Origin of the sequence: Neisseria sp. HMSC068C12 (assembly GCF_001814095.1) — a bacterium.
Lineage (GTDB): Bacteria > Pseudomonadota > Gammaproteobacteria > Burkholderiales > Neisseriaceae > Neisseria > Neisseria perflava.
Genome location: NZ_KV814829.1, coordinates 80,437 through 95,291, shown reverse-complemented (window position 1 = coordinate 95,291; position 14,855 = coordinate 80,437). Strand labels below are relative to the sequence as shown.

At 47.8% G+C, this 14,855-nt stretch carries 15 protein-coding genes; 5 read left to right on the top strand and 10 right to left on the bottom strand.

Annotation, left to right across the window (positions count from 1 at the left end; genetic code table 11):
• Nucleotides 1-16 precede the first annotated feature (16 nt).
• Together HMPREF2952_RS10045 and HMPREF2952_RS10040 are read right to left on the bottom strand one after the other, a co-directional pair.
• The gene (locus tag HMPREF2952_RS10045; protein ID WP_003686323.1) at nucleotides 17-385 is read right to left on the bottom strand and encodes a rhodanese-like domain-containing protein; all 369 of its coding nucleotides are present in this window, start codon (nucleotides 383-385) and stop codon (nucleotides 17-19) included.
• A 112-nt stretch (nucleotides 386-497) separates the two neighbouring features.
• Nucleotides 498-833 (bottom strand): carboxymuconolactone decarboxylase family protein, encoded by a 336-nt coding sequence (locus HMPREF2952_RS10040; RefSeq protein ID WP_003686488.1) that lies wholly within the window; start codon nucleotides 831-833, stop codon nucleotides 498-500.
• Between the two features lie 128 nt (nucleotides 834-961).
• On the opposite strand from HMPREF2952_RS10040, the gene HMPREF2952_RS10035 reads away from it, so the two are divergent.
• Nucleotides 962-1,918 (top strand): cupin domain-containing protein, encoded by a 957-nt coding sequence (locus tag HMPREF2952_RS10035; RefSeq protein WP_070695633.1) that lies wholly within the window; start codon nucleotides 962-964, stop codon nucleotides 1,916-1,918.
• A 101-nt stretch (nucleotides 1,919-2,019) separates the two neighbouring features.
• On the opposite strand, the gene typA is transcribed toward HMPREF2952_RS10035, so the two are convergent.
• A complete protein-coding gene (typA, locus tag HMPREF2952_RS10030) occupies nucleotides 2,020-3,831 on the bottom strand; it encodes a translational GTPase TypA (RefSeq protein WP_070625580.1) in 1,812 nt (603 codons plus the stop codon).
• A gap of 419 nt (nucleotides 3,832-4,250) precedes the next feature.
• Here typA and bfr (HMPREF2952_RS10025) point away from each other — a divergent pair, with 419 nt between their 5' ends.
• Both bfr (HMPREF2952_RS10025) and bfr (HMPREF2952_RS10020) read left to right on the top strand, forming a co-directional pair.
• Complete coding sequence (gene bfr, locus HMPREF2952_RS10025) at nucleotides 4,251-4,715, top strand: bacterioferritin (RefSeq protein WP_070695632.1); 465 nt, start codon at nucleotides 4,251-4,253, stop codon at nucleotides 4,713-4,715.
• Between the two features lie 30 nt (nucleotides 4,716-4,745).
• Entirely contained in the window at nucleotides 4,746-5,219 is a 474-nt protein-coding gene (bfr, locus tag HMPREF2952_RS10020) for a bacterioferritin (protein ID WP_049335261.1), read from the top strand.
• Nucleotides 5,220-5,340: 121 nt separating this feature from the next.
• On the opposite strand, the gene HMPREF2952_RS10015 is transcribed toward bfr (HMPREF2952_RS10020), so the two are convergent.
• The gene (locus HMPREF2952_RS10015) at nucleotides 5,341-6,456 is read right to left on the bottom strand and encodes a methyltransferase (RefSeq protein ID WP_049335259.1); all 1,116 of its coding nucleotides are present in this window, start codon (nucleotides 6,454-6,456) and stop codon (nucleotides 5,341-5,343) included.
• Nucleotides 6,457-6,682: 226 nt separating this feature from the next.
• On the opposite strand from HMPREF2952_RS10015, the gene HMPREF2952_RS10010 reads away from it, so the two are divergent.
• A complete protein-coding gene (locus tag HMPREF2952_RS10010; protein ID WP_049330811.1) occupies nucleotides 6,683-8,476 on the top strand; it encodes a 2-isopropylmalate synthase in 1,794 nt (597 codons plus the stop codon).
• Between the two features lie 82 nt (nucleotides 8,477-8,558).
• On the opposite strand, the gene HMPREF2952_RS10005 is transcribed toward HMPREF2952_RS10010, so the two are convergent.
• The 5 genes from HMPREF2952_RS10005 to HMPREF2952_RS09985 all read right to left on the bottom strand — a co-directional run bounded on the left by HMPREF2952_RS10005 (nucleotide 8,559) and on the right by HMPREF2952_RS09985 (nucleotide 11,189).
• Entirely contained in the window at nucleotides 8,559-8,891 is a 333-nt protein-coding gene (locus HMPREF2952_RS10005) for a hypothetical protein (RefSeq protein WP_004520308.1), read from the bottom strand.
• Between the two features lie 96 nt (nucleotides 8,892-8,987).
• Nucleotides 8,988-9,473, bottom strand: a complete 486-nt coding sequence (gene purE / locus HMPREF2952_RS10000; RefSeq protein WP_003686478.1) for a 5-(carboxyamino)imidazole ribonucleotide mutase — start codon at nucleotides 9,471-9,473, stop codon at nucleotides 8,988-8,990.
• Nucleotides 9,474-9,553: 80 nt separating this feature from the next.
• On the bottom strand, nucleotides 9,554-10,309 hold the full coding sequence (locus tag HMPREF2952_RS09995) for a tetratricopeptide repeat protein (RefSeq protein WP_004520309.1): 756 nt from the start codon (nucleotides 10,307-10,309) through the stop codon (nucleotides 9,554-9,556).
• 14 nt (nucleotides 10,310-10,323) lie between these two features.
• Nucleotides 10,324-10,992, bottom strand: a complete 669-nt coding sequence (locus HMPREF2952_RS09990) for a class I SAM-dependent methyltransferase (RefSeq protein WP_004520310.1) — start codon at nucleotides 10,990-10,992, stop codon at nucleotides 10,324-10,326.
• A gap of 11 nt (nucleotides 10,993-11,003) precedes the next feature.
• Nucleotides 11,004-11,189 carry a DUF3460 family protein gene (locus HMPREF2952_RS09985; protein ID WP_004520311.1) on the bottom strand — a complete coding sequence of 62 codons (186 nt, stop codon included), beginning with the start codon at nucleotides 11,187-11,189 and terminating at the stop codon, nucleotides 11,004-11,006.
• 218 nt (nucleotides 11,190-11,407) lie between these two features.
• Here HMPREF2952_RS09985 and HMPREF2952_RS09980 point away from each other — a divergent pair, with 218 nt between their 5' ends.
• Nucleotides 11,408-12,760: a polynucleotide adenylyltransferase PcnB gene (locus HMPREF2952_RS09980; RefSeq protein ID WP_004520312.1), complete on the top strand. Its 1,353-nt coding sequence runs from the start codon at nucleotides 11,408-11,410 to the stop codon at nucleotides 12,758-12,760.
• A 104-nt stretch (nucleotides 12,761-12,864) separates the two neighbouring features.
• On the opposite strand, the gene rpoD is transcribed toward HMPREF2952_RS09980, so the two are convergent.
• Complete coding sequence (gene rpoD / locus HMPREF2952_RS09975; protein WP_004520313.1) at nucleotides 12,865-14,817, bottom strand: RNA polymerase sigma factor RpoD; 1,953 nt, start codon at nucleotides 14,815-14,817, stop codon at nucleotides 12,865-12,867.
• Nucleotides 14,818-14,855 lie beyond the last annotated feature (38 nt).

The following is a 14,855-nucleotide window of genomic DNA, read 5'->3' as shown; positions in this document are numbered from 1 at the left end:
TTAAAATCAACTAGATTTATTTCAAACCTTTTTTCACCAAATCTTCATAACCGCCATGGTTGGTTACGTTGGTGTAGCCGGCTTTTTTCAGCTCAGTCAGCGCAGCTTCTGCTCGGCGGCCGCTGCGGCAGTAGAGGTTGACCGGTGCGTTTTTATCCGGGCTCACGGATTTGATGCGGTCAACGATTTGGTCGTGCGGAATATTGAGTGCACCTTGCAAATGACCTTCTTTGAATTCTTCGGCAGAGCGGACATCAATCCAAACCCCTTTTGCTTTTGCAGGCTGTGCCGCGCTTTTTTCAACCTTAGGCATAGAGGCTGCGGAAGCGGCCAAAGGAGTGGCAATAGCGGCGGCAAAAAGTACGGCGGTCAGCAGTTTCTTCATGGTTCAATCTCCTATCAGACAGAAAACAATATGATAACTTTATCAGTTTAGCATTTCATCAGGCCGTCTGAAAGGGGAGTCGTCTTTCAGAAGGCCTGATTTTACAAACCGATTAGCGTTGGGTTTCTACTGCTTCCAAAGCGCGCAAAGCGTATGTATAAGCGGCACCTGCGTTCAGTGCGATAGCGGTGGCCAATGCGCCGGCGATTTCGCTTTCGGTTGCACCTGCCTTGGCTGCAGCGGCGGCATGCACGCTGATGCAGCTTTCGCAACGTGTGGTAATGGCAACGGCGATGGCGATCAGTTCGCGAGTTTTGGCATCCAGTGCTTCGGCAGCGGCTGCTTGATCCAGTGCGCCGTAGGCTTGCAGCATTTTAGGATGGTTTTTACCCAGTTCGCCGAATGCTTTTTTTACCAAGGCGGTATGTTCAGGCCAGTCTTTAAACATGATATGTCCTTTCTTAATGTGAGTGGATAAGATAAAAAATCCTATCCGTTTGTGTTTGGTGTGTGTATTATTGCAATAATTTGAAGATTTAAATCGTCAAAACATCTCATTTATTGGTAAAAAACACTATGGATATTTTGGATAGGCTGGTCGAATTGGCGCAGGTAAAAGGCAGCGTGGATGTTCAATGTCTGTTTCGGGGGGAGTGGTATGTGCGGCATGAACCAAAGCGTGCGCATGGTTTGGTGCATATCGTAACTGCCGGTTCGGGTTATATCCGAATTGATGGGGAGCAAGAGGCAAGGCTGCTGAGTGCGGGGGATATCATTTTTTTTCCGCGCAGCGTAGGGCATACTTTGAGCAGTGACAGCAGTTGTGAAAATCTTGGTGTTAATGTGCTGACGAGTGAAAAAGGCGCATTTAAAGTCAAGCGAAGTCATGCAGGAGGCGATGCGGCTTTGCATCTTTTCTGTGCACGGTTTGAATATGAAGCGCAGGCGGATATTATGGCGGGGCTGCCTGACACGGTTTTGCTGAATATCAACCATCCTTCTTTGCAGTATTTGGTGGCATTGTTGCAGTATGAGAGCGGTCAAGCCTTGTCCGGTTCGGTAGCGGTTGTGAACGCATTGGCTTCGGTGTTGTTGGTATTTCTACTTCGAGCCAGCCTGGAGAAAAATGGGGAAGCGCAATTAAGCGGTTTGTTGAATGGTTGGCAGGACAAACGCCTGCGGAATCTGCTTCAGGCAGTAGTGGATAAGCCGGAAGAGGAATGGAATATCGAGAAAATGACCGCAATTGCCAACTTGTCTCGCGCCCAGTTAATGCGGGTATTTAAGCAGCAGACGGGCACAAGCCCGCACGCCTTTGTTAACAGTATTCGCTTGCAACAGGGAGCATTATTGTTGAAACAGACGGCGGATTCGGTTTTATCGGTTGCACTATCGGTCGGTTTTCAATCAGAAACGCATTTTGGCAAGGCATTTAAAAAGCAATATGGGATACCGCCGGGGCAATATCGTAAAAATGATCGCGCTGATGAAGCGGCAGTAAAAGCGGAAGAAATGCCGATTTACTTTATTTGAACGGATGATAAAAGGCCGTCTGAAAGCGTAAAAATGAAATCTAGGATTTCTAAAACACTTTTCAGACGGCCTTAATTTTAAAATGCGTCAATCAAACAGAATTAGTCTAGTTTTTTGAAATGACGGCGACGTTCCAATTCGCTCAGGTAGCGTTTACGCAGGCGGATGGATTGTGGCGTGATTTCAACCAGTTCGTCATCGTCGATGAACTCAACTGCGCCTTCCAAAGTCAATTTGATAGGCGTAGTCAGGCGCACGGCTTCATCTGTACCGCTGGCACGGACGTTGGTCAGTTTTTTACCTTTCAGAGGGTTTACCACTAAGTCGTTGTCGCGACTGTGAATACCGATAATCATGCCTTCGTAGACTTTGTCGTTTGGAGAAACGAACATACGGCCGCGGTCTTCCAAGTTCCACAGGGCATAAGCAACAGCTTCACCTTGCTCTTGAGAAACCAGTACGCCGTTGTGACGGCCGGGCATATCGGGTTTAACCGGTGCGTAGTCGTCAAAAACGTGGCTCATCAAGCCGGTACCGCGGGTCAAAGTCAGGAACTCGCCTTGGAAACCGATCAGGCCGCGGGCAGGAATGTGGTACTCCAGGCGGGTACGGCCATTGCCGTCGCTTTCCATATTGGTCAATTCGCCACGGCGACGGCCAAGCTCTTCCATAACGGCACCTTGGTTTTCATCCGGCACATCCACAGTCAGGTTTTCGTAAGGCTCGCATTTTTGACCGTCAATTTCACGGAATACCACGCGCGGTTTGCCGACTGCCAATTCAAAGCCTTCGCGGCGCATGTTTTCCAACAAAATGGTCAGGTGCAATTCGCCACGGCCGGAAACGCGGAATACATCAGCGTCGGCAGTATCTTCAACACGCAGGGCAACGTTGGTCAGCAATTCTTTTTGCAGGCGGTCGCGGATTTGGCGGGAAGTCACGAATTTGCCTTCAGTACCGGCCAAAGGAGAAGTATTGACCATAAAGTCCATGGTCAGGGTCGGCTCGTCCACGCTCAACATAGGCAAGCCTTTAGGATTGTCTTTGTCGGTAATGGTTACGCCGATACCGATGTCTTCGATACCGGAAATAATCACGATGTCGCCGGCTTCAGCTTCTTCCAAAGGTACGCGTTCCAAGCCTTGGAAACCCAACAGTTGGTTGATACGGCCTTGGGCAACTTGTTCTTCATGATTCATCACGGCAACGACTTGGCCGGGTTTGATGCGGCCGTTCAGGATGCGGCCGATACCGAGGCGGCCGGTGTAGTTGTCGTAGTCCAGTTGGGAAATTTGGAGTTGCAGCGTTTCGTCTGCGCTGCCGCTTGGAGGAGGCGTGTGTTTCAAAATGGTCTCGAACAGAGGACGCATGTCGCTGCTCTCGTCGTTTTCATCCAATTTGGCAAAGCCGGACAGGCCGGAAGCATAGACGATAGGGAAGTCCAATTGTTCGTCAGTTGCGCCCAAGTTGTCGAACAATTCGAATGTTTGGTCGATAACCCAGCTTGGACGGGCAGACGGTTTGTCGATTTTGTTGATGACAACGATAGGTTTCAGACCCAAAGCCAAGGCTTTTTTGGTCACGAAACGGGTTTGCGGCATAGGGCCTTCTTGTGCGTCAACCAACAGTACGACGCAGTCAACCATGCCCAATACACGTTCCACTTCGCCACCAAAATCGGCGTGTCCCGGGGTATCTACGATGTTAATGTGGTAGCCTTCATATTCGATGGCGGTATTTTTAGCGAGAATGGTAATGCCGCGTTCTTTTTCAAGATCGTTGCTGTCCATGACGCGTTCTTCGACTTGCTGGTTGGAACGGAATGTACCGGACTGACGCAGCAATTGGTCAACTAATGTGGTTTTGCCATGGTCGACGTGGGCGATGATGGCAATATTGCGGATTTGTTTCATGATGATTTATGTGTTTCAGCTAGGTGCTTAAAAAAAAGATAACTGGTAATTATAGCACGATTCCTAAATGTTGACGGAGTGGATGATTAAAAAAAATGAGGCAAAAGCAGTTGAGAATAATTCATAATTAAATTTGATTGATTTTGTTGGATTATTTGCTTTTATTTATGGTTAACGAATGTAAATGTTTTTGAATAATGCAATGGATTCTTAATAACAATGTCAAAAAATTGTTATTAAAAACAGGGGATTAATTTTTCAGACGGCCTTTTAGGCAGGTTAAATTTTTTGATAATTGTTTGTATTTTAAATAGAAAATTTGTCAAAAGTGCTACTTGTGCATACAATTACCTCATTCCCTAACAACACACGAATCTTCATTTCGTGATTATCAACTTTTAAAAGAAAGAGAAAGAATTATGCAAGGCAACCAAGCAGTTATTGATTACATGAACGAATTATTGTCTGGTGAGTTGGCTGCTCGCGACCAATATTTTATTCACTCTCGCATGTACTCTGAATGGGGTTACACCAAATTGTTCGAACGTTTGAGCCACGAGATGGAAGAAGAAACCACTCACGCCGAAGACTTCATCCGTCGTATCCTGATGTTGGGCGGTACGCCTAAAATGACACGTGCCGAACTGAACATCGGTACTGACGTAATCTCTTGTCTGAAAGCAGACTTGAACACTGAATACGAAGTACGCGATGCGCTGAAAAAAGGCATCAAATTGTGCGAAGAAGCTCAAGACTACGTTACCCGCGATTTGATGATTGCCCAACTGAAAGACACTGAAGAAGATCACGCTCACTGGTTGGAACAACAACTGCGTCTGATCGAATTGGTCGGCGAAGGCAACTACTACCAAAGCCAACTGTAATCTAGCGTATAACATATTAAGGAGCTGAATATGAAAGGCGATCGCTTAGTTATTCGCGAGCTGAACAAAAACTTAGGTTTGTTGCTGATTACCATTAACCAATACTTCCTGCATGCCCGCATTTTGAAAAACTGGGGCTTTGAAGAATTGGGCGAACACTTCTTCAAACAATCCATCCGCGAAATGAAATCCGCAGACGATTTAATCGAGCGTATTTTGTTCTTGGAAGGTCTGCCTAATCTGCAAGAATTGGGTAAACTGTTGATCGGTGAATCTACCGAAGAAATCATTGCCTGCGATCTGAAAAAAGAGTATGAAAAACATGATACTCTGGTTGCAGCCATCGCTCTTGCAGAAGAGCAACAAGACTATGTCAGCCGTGATTTGTTGGAAAAACAAAAAGACATCAACGAAGAACACATCGACTGGCTTGAAACTCAGCAGGAATTGATTGGTAAAGTTGGTTTGCCAAACTACCTGCAAACAGCGGCGCAAGAGGACTAAAATACAAACCACTGCCAAATATAGCAGTCCCTGCTCCCATCGACGGCATATCTTTACGGATATGCCGTTTTCTTTTATAAAAATGCTTAAAGGCCGTCCGAATGTTCAGACGGCCTTGATTTTATATCGCTTTCAAACGGTATAGATAAGTAGTTTCCTTGTTTCTGGCAAACGCCAAAGGATCGGATTCATCTATTGCTTTTTTGTGTTGCGGTTTAGTTTTCAAAATATCGACTACATTGAGTGAGGCCGTCTGAAAGCATTGGTTTAGAAAGTCTTTGTTGCGCAAATGTAAGTGTTCTGCCAAGTCGGAAATAATTAACCAGGCTTCGCCGTTTGGATTTAAGTGCTGGCGTACGCCGTTGAGGAACGCGGTTAACATGGCATGATTGGGGTCGTAAAGGGCGGTCTCGATGGCAGAGGTCGGTTTTGCCGGCAGCCAAGGCGGATTGCAGACGATAAGGTCGGCGCAAGTTTCGGGAAATAAATCAATCGATTGGATGTTGACAGCTTTATCCAGGCTTAGACGCTCAAGGTTTGCTGTGGCGCAGGCTATTGCTTTTGGGTTGGTGTCTGTGGCAATGATGTCGGGTATGCCTCGCTTGGCCAAAATTGCGGCAATAACACCTGAGCCGGTGCCGATGTCAAAGGCCGTCTGAATATGGGGAGCGAGTGGGGCTTGTGTGATTAAATCCAAATACTCGCCGCGCAGTGGAGAGAATACGCCGAAAGGAACATGGATTTTTCCATCAAGCTGAGGAATGTCTATGCCTTTTTTGTGCCATTCGTGTGCACCGATAAAACCCAATAATTGATTTAGCGGCAAAAGAAACGGTTTGTCGTTTAGTGTGTCGTAAACATCGCACAAGGCGGCGTAGATGTCGGGTGCGCGTGCATTGTCCAGTTGAAAATTAGGTTGGATTTCGATGGCAAGCATATTGAGCAAACGGCTTTGTTGCGCCTGTTTCATACGGTGGGCATGAAAGGCTGTCTGAATATCGGCAGGTGCGCCTTTCTTTTTTTCAGACGGCCTGCGGATACGTTTTTTCATTGCAGATAAGACTTGCTTGGCATTGTGAAAATCGCCAGTCCAAACAGTTGCAGTTTGCGCGTGGGCATTTTTTAAGATTTCTGTTGCGCCTGCTTCTTGTATGTAAACCGCCTGCTTGGGTGGCTTTTGTGTACTTTCGTTGCGCCATTCGATGTCGGAGCGGTTGGTAGGGATGGTATGGGGCATAATGTGTTTCAAATCGGGGAAATAGGGGATTAGTTTACTATATTTAGGATGTGTTCGGTTTGAGAGGAGCTTTTAATAGTCCAAATTAGACAAAATGTATAAAAATTTCTCAAGTTTTAAAATTTATACCAATATTTTGATAAAAATAGATTGTCGTTTTGTCTAAAATGAGTATAATGCAAAACCAGAACACAATAATCTTAATCAGATTTGGACAAGGAACATCATGCAATTAGACATTGACCGTTTGGTTGCCTATTTTGGCGGCGTAAACGCGCTGGCCGAAGCTCTGAAACAGCACGACCCGGAAAATGCTGCGACCACAGCGGCTATCTACAAATGGCGTACACGCGGGTCCCTGCCTTTGGCTCAGTTGCAAAAACTGACCGCTTTGGCGGAAGCGCAAGGCAGACCGCTTGATTTGAATGCTTTTTTACAAAAAAATGAATCTCTGGAGAGAACAGAAATGACACAAACCAACCGCGTTATCATTTTCGATACCACCATGCGCGACGGTGAGCAGTCCCCCGGCGCATCCATGACCAAAGAGGAGAAAATCCGTATTGCCCGCCAGTTGGAAAAGATGGGTGTCGATGTGATTGAGGCAGGTTTTGCAGCAGCCAGTCCGGGCGATTTTGAATCGGTTAATGCGATTGCCAAAATCATTACTAAATCTACAGTTTGCTCATTGGCGCGTGCCGTTGAAAACGATGTGCGCAAAGCAGGCGAAGCTGTTTCCCCTGCTCCGAAAAAACGTATTCACACTTTTATCGCCACCAGCCCCATCCACATGGAGCACAAACTGAAAATGAAGCCGCAGCAGGTCATCGATGCGGCGGTCAAAGCGGTAAAAATTGCCAAAGAATATACTGACGATGTGGAATTTTCCGCCGAAGACGCCGTGCGTTCGGATTTGGACTTTCTCGCCAAAATCTTTACGGCGGTTATCGAGGCAGGCGCAACCACCATCAATATTCCCGATACTGTCGGCTACTCCATCCCTTCCGTATGGTACGAGCGTATCAGTAACATCATCAAAAGCGTGCCCAACGGCGACAAAGTAGTCTGGTCGACCCACTGCCACAACGACTTGGGTATGGCGGTTGCCAACTCGCTGGCCGCTGTTCAGGCAGGCGTGCGCCAGGTGGAATGTACCATCAACGGTTTGGGTGAACGTGCGGGTAATGCCAGCCTTGAAGAAATCGTGATGGCGTTGAAAGTGCGCCACGACCTTTTCGGCTTGGAAACCGGCATTGATACCACGCAAATCGTGCCAGTATCCAAACTGGTATCTACTATTACCGGCTATCCGATTCAGCCAAATAAAGCAGTAGTCGGCGCAAACGCCTTTGCACACGAATCAGGCATCCACCAAGACGGCGTGTTGAAACACCCTGAAACCTATGAAATCATGACTGCCGAATCAGTTGGCTGGTCAACCAACCGCCTGACTTTGGGTAAACTCTCCGGCCGTAATGCTTTCAAAACCAAGCTGGCAGATTTGGGTATTGAGTTGGAAAGTGAAGAGGCGTTGAATGCGGCATTTGCACGCTTCAAAGAGCTGGCGGATAAGAAACGCGAAATCTTTGATGAAGACCTGCACGCTTTGGTGTCTGACGAAATGGGCAATATGAATACCGAAAGCTACAAATTCATTTCCCAAAAAATCAGCACTGAAACTGGTGAAGAGCCGCGCGCCGATATTGTGTTCAGTATTCGCGGTGAAGAAAAACACGCTTCCGCTAGCGGCTCAGGCCCTGTTGATGCCATCTTCAAAGCCATTGAAAGCGTAGCACAAAGTGGCGCAACCTTGCAGATTTACTCTGTCAATGCGGTAACTCAAGGTACAGAAAGCCAAGGCGAAACTTCCGTCCGCCTGCAACGTGGCGACCGTGTGGTCAACGGCCAAGGTGCGGATACCGACGTATTGGTGGCAACTGCCAAAGCCTATTTATCTGCGCTGAGTAAATTGGAATTCGGCCAAGCCAAGCCAAAAGCGCAAGGCAGAGGCATGATTTAATTTATTGAAAAGGTTAAGGCCGTCTGAAATCGTAGTGATACGTTTCAGACGGCCTTTTTTATTTGGTTAGAAAATAGTTTATTTATTGAAGTTTAAGCAGTCGGTCTTGTTCGACCGACAATACGCCATTTATTTTTTTGAAATAGGCAATGGCATCTTCAATCTTGGTCTTGGAAGACGGACGAATAGCAATGCCGTTCAGGTTTTTGTATTCATAAATCAAACTTGCACCCGAGGTTTTCACTGCTTTTAGCAATGGCGCAGAACCGGTTTGGGCATCATAGAAGATAATCAGGTTTCCATTTGTATCTTGGGCTTGTTGCTGAGATGGGATGGCAGTTGATTGAGTAGGAGTACTTGGGCTTTGGCAGGCGCAAAGCAGGGTGGAGAGTAGGATGAATGCTAGGGTTTTCATGGCATTAATTCAATTTGATAAAACACTAAGGCCGTCTAAACAATCGTAAAACGAAATCAAAGTTTCCCTTTACAACTTTCAGACGGCCTTTGTCAGTTATGCTTCAGGCAATTCCATGGCTAGAACGGTTTGCTCTTGTTTGGCACGGAAAGCCGCCAATTTTTCAGCCAATTCAGGATTTTCATTGGCCAAAAGTGAAATAGCAAACAGCGCTGCATTGGCCGCACCGGCTTCGCCAATGGCAAATGTGGCAACAGGAACGCCTTTGGGCATTTGTACAATCGAAAGCAGGGAGTCTTCGCCGCGCAGATATTTGCTGGGCACGGGAACACCCAAGACGGGCACCGTGGTTTTGGCTGCAACCATGCCTGGCAAATGCGCTGCGCCGCCTGCGCCGGCAATGATGGCTTTGATGCCGCGTTCGCGTGCGGTTTCGGCGTATTCAAACATCAAATCAGGCGTACGGTGTGCAGAGACGACACGCGCTTCGTATTCAACGCCGAATTCTTTGAGAAATTGTGCTGCCTGCTGCATCACCGGCCAATCGCTGTTGCTGCCCATAATAATGCCGACTTGGATCATGAAGAGTTCCTTTTGCTTGAATGGATTAAGGGTAAAAAAATATTCAGACGGCCTTGGGGATGACAAGGCCGTCTGAACGTTTATCTTTGTTTGAGACTGATGGAAGCGCGTTTTGCCGCTTCGCTGTTGGGGAAGCTTTGTATCAGTTTGCGCCATGTGCTGCGGGCGATGTCTTTTTGTTGCAGTTTGTATTGGCATTGGCCGATGCTGTACATGGCATCGGGAGCTTGCGGGCTGTTGCGGAATCGGTTGGCGTAGCGGTTGCCGATTTCGATAACGGATTCGCAGTTGCCCAGACGTTGTTGGCTTTGCAGGAGCAGGTACATATTGCGGCGGGCAATTTCGCTGCCATTGCCGCCGTCAGCCTCTTTCAAAATGGCCACTGCGGCGGAATAGTTGTTACGCTGATAGTATTTTTGCGCCTGATTATAAAGGCGTAATTCGTTTTGTGCGGCTGAGTCTGTTTCAGACGGCACGCCGCCGCCATTTGCCAAATAGTTCATTTTCAGCTTGCGGTCGTCCAATCGCTGGGCTTTGGGATTGGAAGCAGAAGTAGTCGGACGTTTGATAGTCCGTTGTTGTTCCAATGTGTGCAAGCGTTGATTTAATTCTTCAACCGTGCGTTCCAGTCGGGCAATTTGTATACCTAAGTGGTCAATCTGGGTTTGTGCGTCCAAACGCGGATAGGGAATACTTTTTTCAGGCAAAGGCTCACGCGGAATATCCGGCAGGACGAAGTTAGGATTATCGGCTGGTTGAAGAGGATGGGAAACGGCGCACGATGTGGCCAATAGAGTAAGCGGCAAAAGAAACAGGGAATGTGATAATGTTTTCATCGGATTGTGTCGTTTTATTTTTTTAGTAGCAGTGTCAAACCGTCGCCGACAGGCAGGGTAATGGGAATAATGCGTGTATCGCGCGGCAGATTTTGGTTGAAATGGCGCAGGATATCCAAGCTTGGCGGATCATTTTCGGCAGCTTCATTCATGACGCGCCCACCCAACAAGATATTATCGATGGCAATCACGCCGCCACTCCGTACCAGTTGCAAACAGCGTTCGAAATATTTTGGCGTAGGCGGTTTGTCGGCATCGATAAGTGCCAAGTCGTAGCTTTCCGATTCGCCTTGCGCAATCAAATCGTCCAAAGTCAGCAAAGCTGGTTGCAGATGAAGCGAGATTTTATGCGCTATACCTGCTGCCTGCCATGTTTCTCGGGCAATATCGGTAAAGGTTACATTAATGTCGCAAGCCGTGATTTTGCCGTCTTCGGGGAGGGAAAGCGCCATGGCGGTGCTGCTGTAACCGGTAAAGACACCAACTTCCAAATATTTTTTAGCATTCAATAATTTGGCCAACCACACCAACATGGCTGCCTGCTCTTGGGCGATGGCCATCTTTCCCAGACGATGTGATTGGGTACGCTCACGCAATGCGGTCAAAACGGGATGTTCGTGCTGACCGATGCTGTTGAGGTACTGCTGTAACGCCGGATCGGTATTGTGGGTGTTGGTCGTCATACCGATACGGGTTAGTCTTGATAGTAGGTGTAAGGTTTTTTGTTGACTTTGGCCGCTTCAAATTCAGCCTGTTCGGCCGGATTAAGGGTTACATCCCACAGTAAATGGCGGTTTTCGAGGCGTTGCGCTTCTAATTCGGGATGGTCGGACATGAGTTTGTCGAGGAATTGGGTAGCTTCGGATTTGTAGTGGTACATGATGTTTTGCCTGAATCGTTGTCAGACCGTCATTATAGCCGATATTTTTTGCCAATACGCTAATTAATCGAACTTCCATAAGGTATAATGGCACGTCTTTTTTAGGCTGTCTGAAGCCTTTGCTCAATGTTTTGTCTTTAATCTACGGCAGGATATTGTGCAAAGGCTTAAGCCGGACAAGTTTCAGACGGCCTTTTTTATCGTGAAAAGAGCTGCTTATGTTAAAAAAATGGCTGCATAAAGTGTTGCCTAAAAAACACGTCAAGTCGTTGCCCGAAAAGGAGATTATTCCGCTTGAGCAACATGGTATCCATGCGGATATGTTGAGCTTTGCCGCTGAGAAAATTGCCAAACGCCTGCATGAAGCCGGTTTTCAGGCTTATGTTGTAGGGGGAGCCGTTCGGGATTTGTTGCTCGGGGTTGAACCCAAAGATTTTGATATTGCAACCGATGCCACGCCGGAGCAAATCCGTAAAATATTCCGCCGCAGCCGCATTATCGGCCGCCGCTTTCAAATCGTTCATGTGATGATTGGTCCTGAAACTATTGAAGTGACGACGTTTCGCGGTGGCGATAAGGTTCAGCAAAATGCGCAAGGCCGCATTATGAAGGACAATACTTACGGCAGCATTGAAGAAGATGCCATGCGCCGCGATTTTACTTGCAATGCGCTGTATTACGACCCGATTAAAGAGGAAATTTGGGATTTCCATCAAGGCGTGGCTGATGTTGCCGATAAGAAATTGGTGATGATAGGTAATCCTGCTGAACGCTATCAGGAAGATCCCGTCCGTATTCTTCGCGCCGTCCGTTTGTCGGGTAAGTTGGGCTTTGAAGTGGAAGAGCAAACGGCTTTGCCGATTGCCGAATACGCAGGCCGTCTGAAAAATGAACCGGTGGCCCGTCTTTTTGACGAAATCATGAAAATCCTGTTTTCCGGCCATTCCCGTGCCTGTTTGAAACGGTTGAACGAGTTGGGTATTCCCGAAGGCATCCATCCGCTTTTAGATGCCTTGAAAACTGCCGAAGCAGCCGACAAACGTATGATTATGTTGGCTTTGAAAAATACCGACGAGCGTCTTCGTGCGGATAAGTCCGTTTCTGTCGGTTTTGTATTGGCGGCGGTATTGTGGCCGACACTAAACGCCATTTGGCAACGCAATCAAAGCCATGGTCAAAAACCTGTCCCTGCGCTGATGGATGCGATGAACACCATGCGCGATACGGTGGAGAAAGGTTGGGGCGTACCGCAAAGATTCTCTGCAACCATGCGTGAAATCTGGCAATTTCAGCCGCAATTCGACAATATGCGCGGTGCGCGCCCGTATCGTCTGTTGGCTCAAGCCCGTTTCCGTGCCGCTTATGACTTCCTGATTTTGCGTAGCGAAGTTGGCGAGGTTGATAAAGAGATGGCTTCTTGGTGGACAACTTTCCAGCATGCCGATGAGGAAACCCGTCAGCAAATGACTGCGGCCAATGAGCGCAAACGTCAGAAACAAAGTGGATCAACTGACGGCAAACCCAAACGTCGCCGCCGCCGTCCAAAAAAGAAAACCACTGAGGCTGAATAAAATTTAAGGCCGTCTGAAACCATTAAATCTTTTGAGATTTGGTTTTCAGACGGCCTTTTTGTATTTTAATAAAAACCGCAGGTCTTTCAACCTGCGGTTTGCTTTTACGATTTGTTTTCTTCGCTGTCGAGGAAGCTGCGGAGGCGGTCGCTGCGGGTAGGATGGCGCAGCTTGCGCAGGGCTTTGGCTTCGATTTGACGGATACGTTCGCGGGTTACGTCAAATTGTTTGCCGACTTCTTCCAAAGTGTGGTCGGTATTCATATCGATACCGAAACGCATACGCAACACTTTGGCTTCGCGCGGGGTCAGGCTTTCGAGGATTTCTTTGGTTACTTCGTGCAGGCTGGTGTACATCGCAGCTTCTGCCGGCGCAACGTTGTTGGCATCCTCGATGAAGTCGCCCAAGTGCGAATCGTCGTCGTCGCCAATCGGTGTTTCCATGGAAATCGGCTCTTTGGCGATTTTCATGATTTTGCGGATTTTGTCCTCCGGCATTTCCATCAACTCGGCCAGTTTGGCGGAATCAGGTTCTTCACCGGTTTCTTGCAGGTATTGGCGCGAGATACGGTTCATTTTGTTGATGGTTTCAATCATGTGAACCGGAATGCGGATGGTACGCGCTTGGTCGGCGATGGAACGGGTAATCGCTTGACGGATCCACCATGTGGCGTAAGTCGAGAACTTGTAGCCGCGACGGTATTCGAATTTGTCCACCGCTTTCATCAGACCGATATTGCCCTCTTGAATCAAATCAAGGAACTGCAAGCCGCGGTTGGTGTATTTTTTGGCAATGGAAATAACCAAACGCAAGTTGGCCTGAATCATTTCCTGTTTGGCTGCTGAGGTTTCTTTCTCGCTCAGTACCATGTTTTTGTTGATTTCTTTCAACTCTTCGATGGAAATGCGGGTTTCGGTTTCCATATTGGCCAGCTCGGCTTGTTTTTCTAGGATGGCGTGGCGGAAACGATCCAATGCGTTTGCCCATACACGGCCTTTGGCTACTTCTTTTTCAACCCATTCCAAATCGGTAATAGCAGGCAGGAAGTTTTCGATGAAGTAGTCGCGTTCCATACGTACGCGGTCGATACAGATATCGCGGATTTCGCGTTCGAGTTTGCGGATGTTTTCAACGCGACTGCGTAGGTTGCTGCTCAAATTTTCGATTTGACGTGTGGCAAAACGGACTTCTAACAGTTTGTTGGCAATGGCATCGCGGTGTTTCAGGTAGTTGGCGTGCTGACTGCCGTGTTTTTCCAACTGCTTGATCATTTTGCCGTATTCGCTCTCGATAAAGGCGAAGTGTTCCAAAACTTTTTGTTTCAGTTCGGCTAAATGGGCGGCGGATATGGCTTCAGAGTCGTTACCTGAATCGTCTTCATCTTCCTCGTCGCCATCTTCATCATCGCTATCGGTTTCACCTTCTTCATCATCAGGTTTGGCATTTTCCAAATGACCTAAGCCCAATTCGTTCAACAAAACTTCATTAGGGTCGATGATGGCTTCAACGACCTCATCCACACGGATTTCGTCGTTGCGGACTTGCTCGATCAACGCCAGAATTTCGGCAATCGAACCCGGGCAGGCGGAGATTGCCTGCACCATGTTTTTCAGTGCATTTTCGATTTTTTTGGCGATGATGATTTCGTCTTCACGCGTCAACAGATCGACTTGCCCCATTTCACGCATATACATACGCACAGGGTCGGTTGTGCGGCCGAATTCTGAATCTGCGCTGGAGAGTGCTGCTTCGGCTTCTTCAACAGCATCGTCGTCGGTCATGGCGGCGGCGTTGTCGCTCAAGAGGATGTCTTCAGCATCGGGGGCTTGCTCGGTTACTTGGATGCCCAAGCCGGAAATCATGCTGACGATGTTGTCGATTTGTTCGGCATCGGACATATCGTCGGGCAGAGCGTCGTTAATTTCAGAATAAGTGATGTAGCCGCGTTCTTTACCCATGATAATGAGTTGGCGCAGACGCGCGCGCTGCTCTTCGATACTCAAGGGACGGTTGTCATCTTGGTCTTGGTATTCTTCGTAGTTTTGGTTTTTAGACATGGATTGCTCTCTAGGTTGATAGGATGCCGACGGTTTAC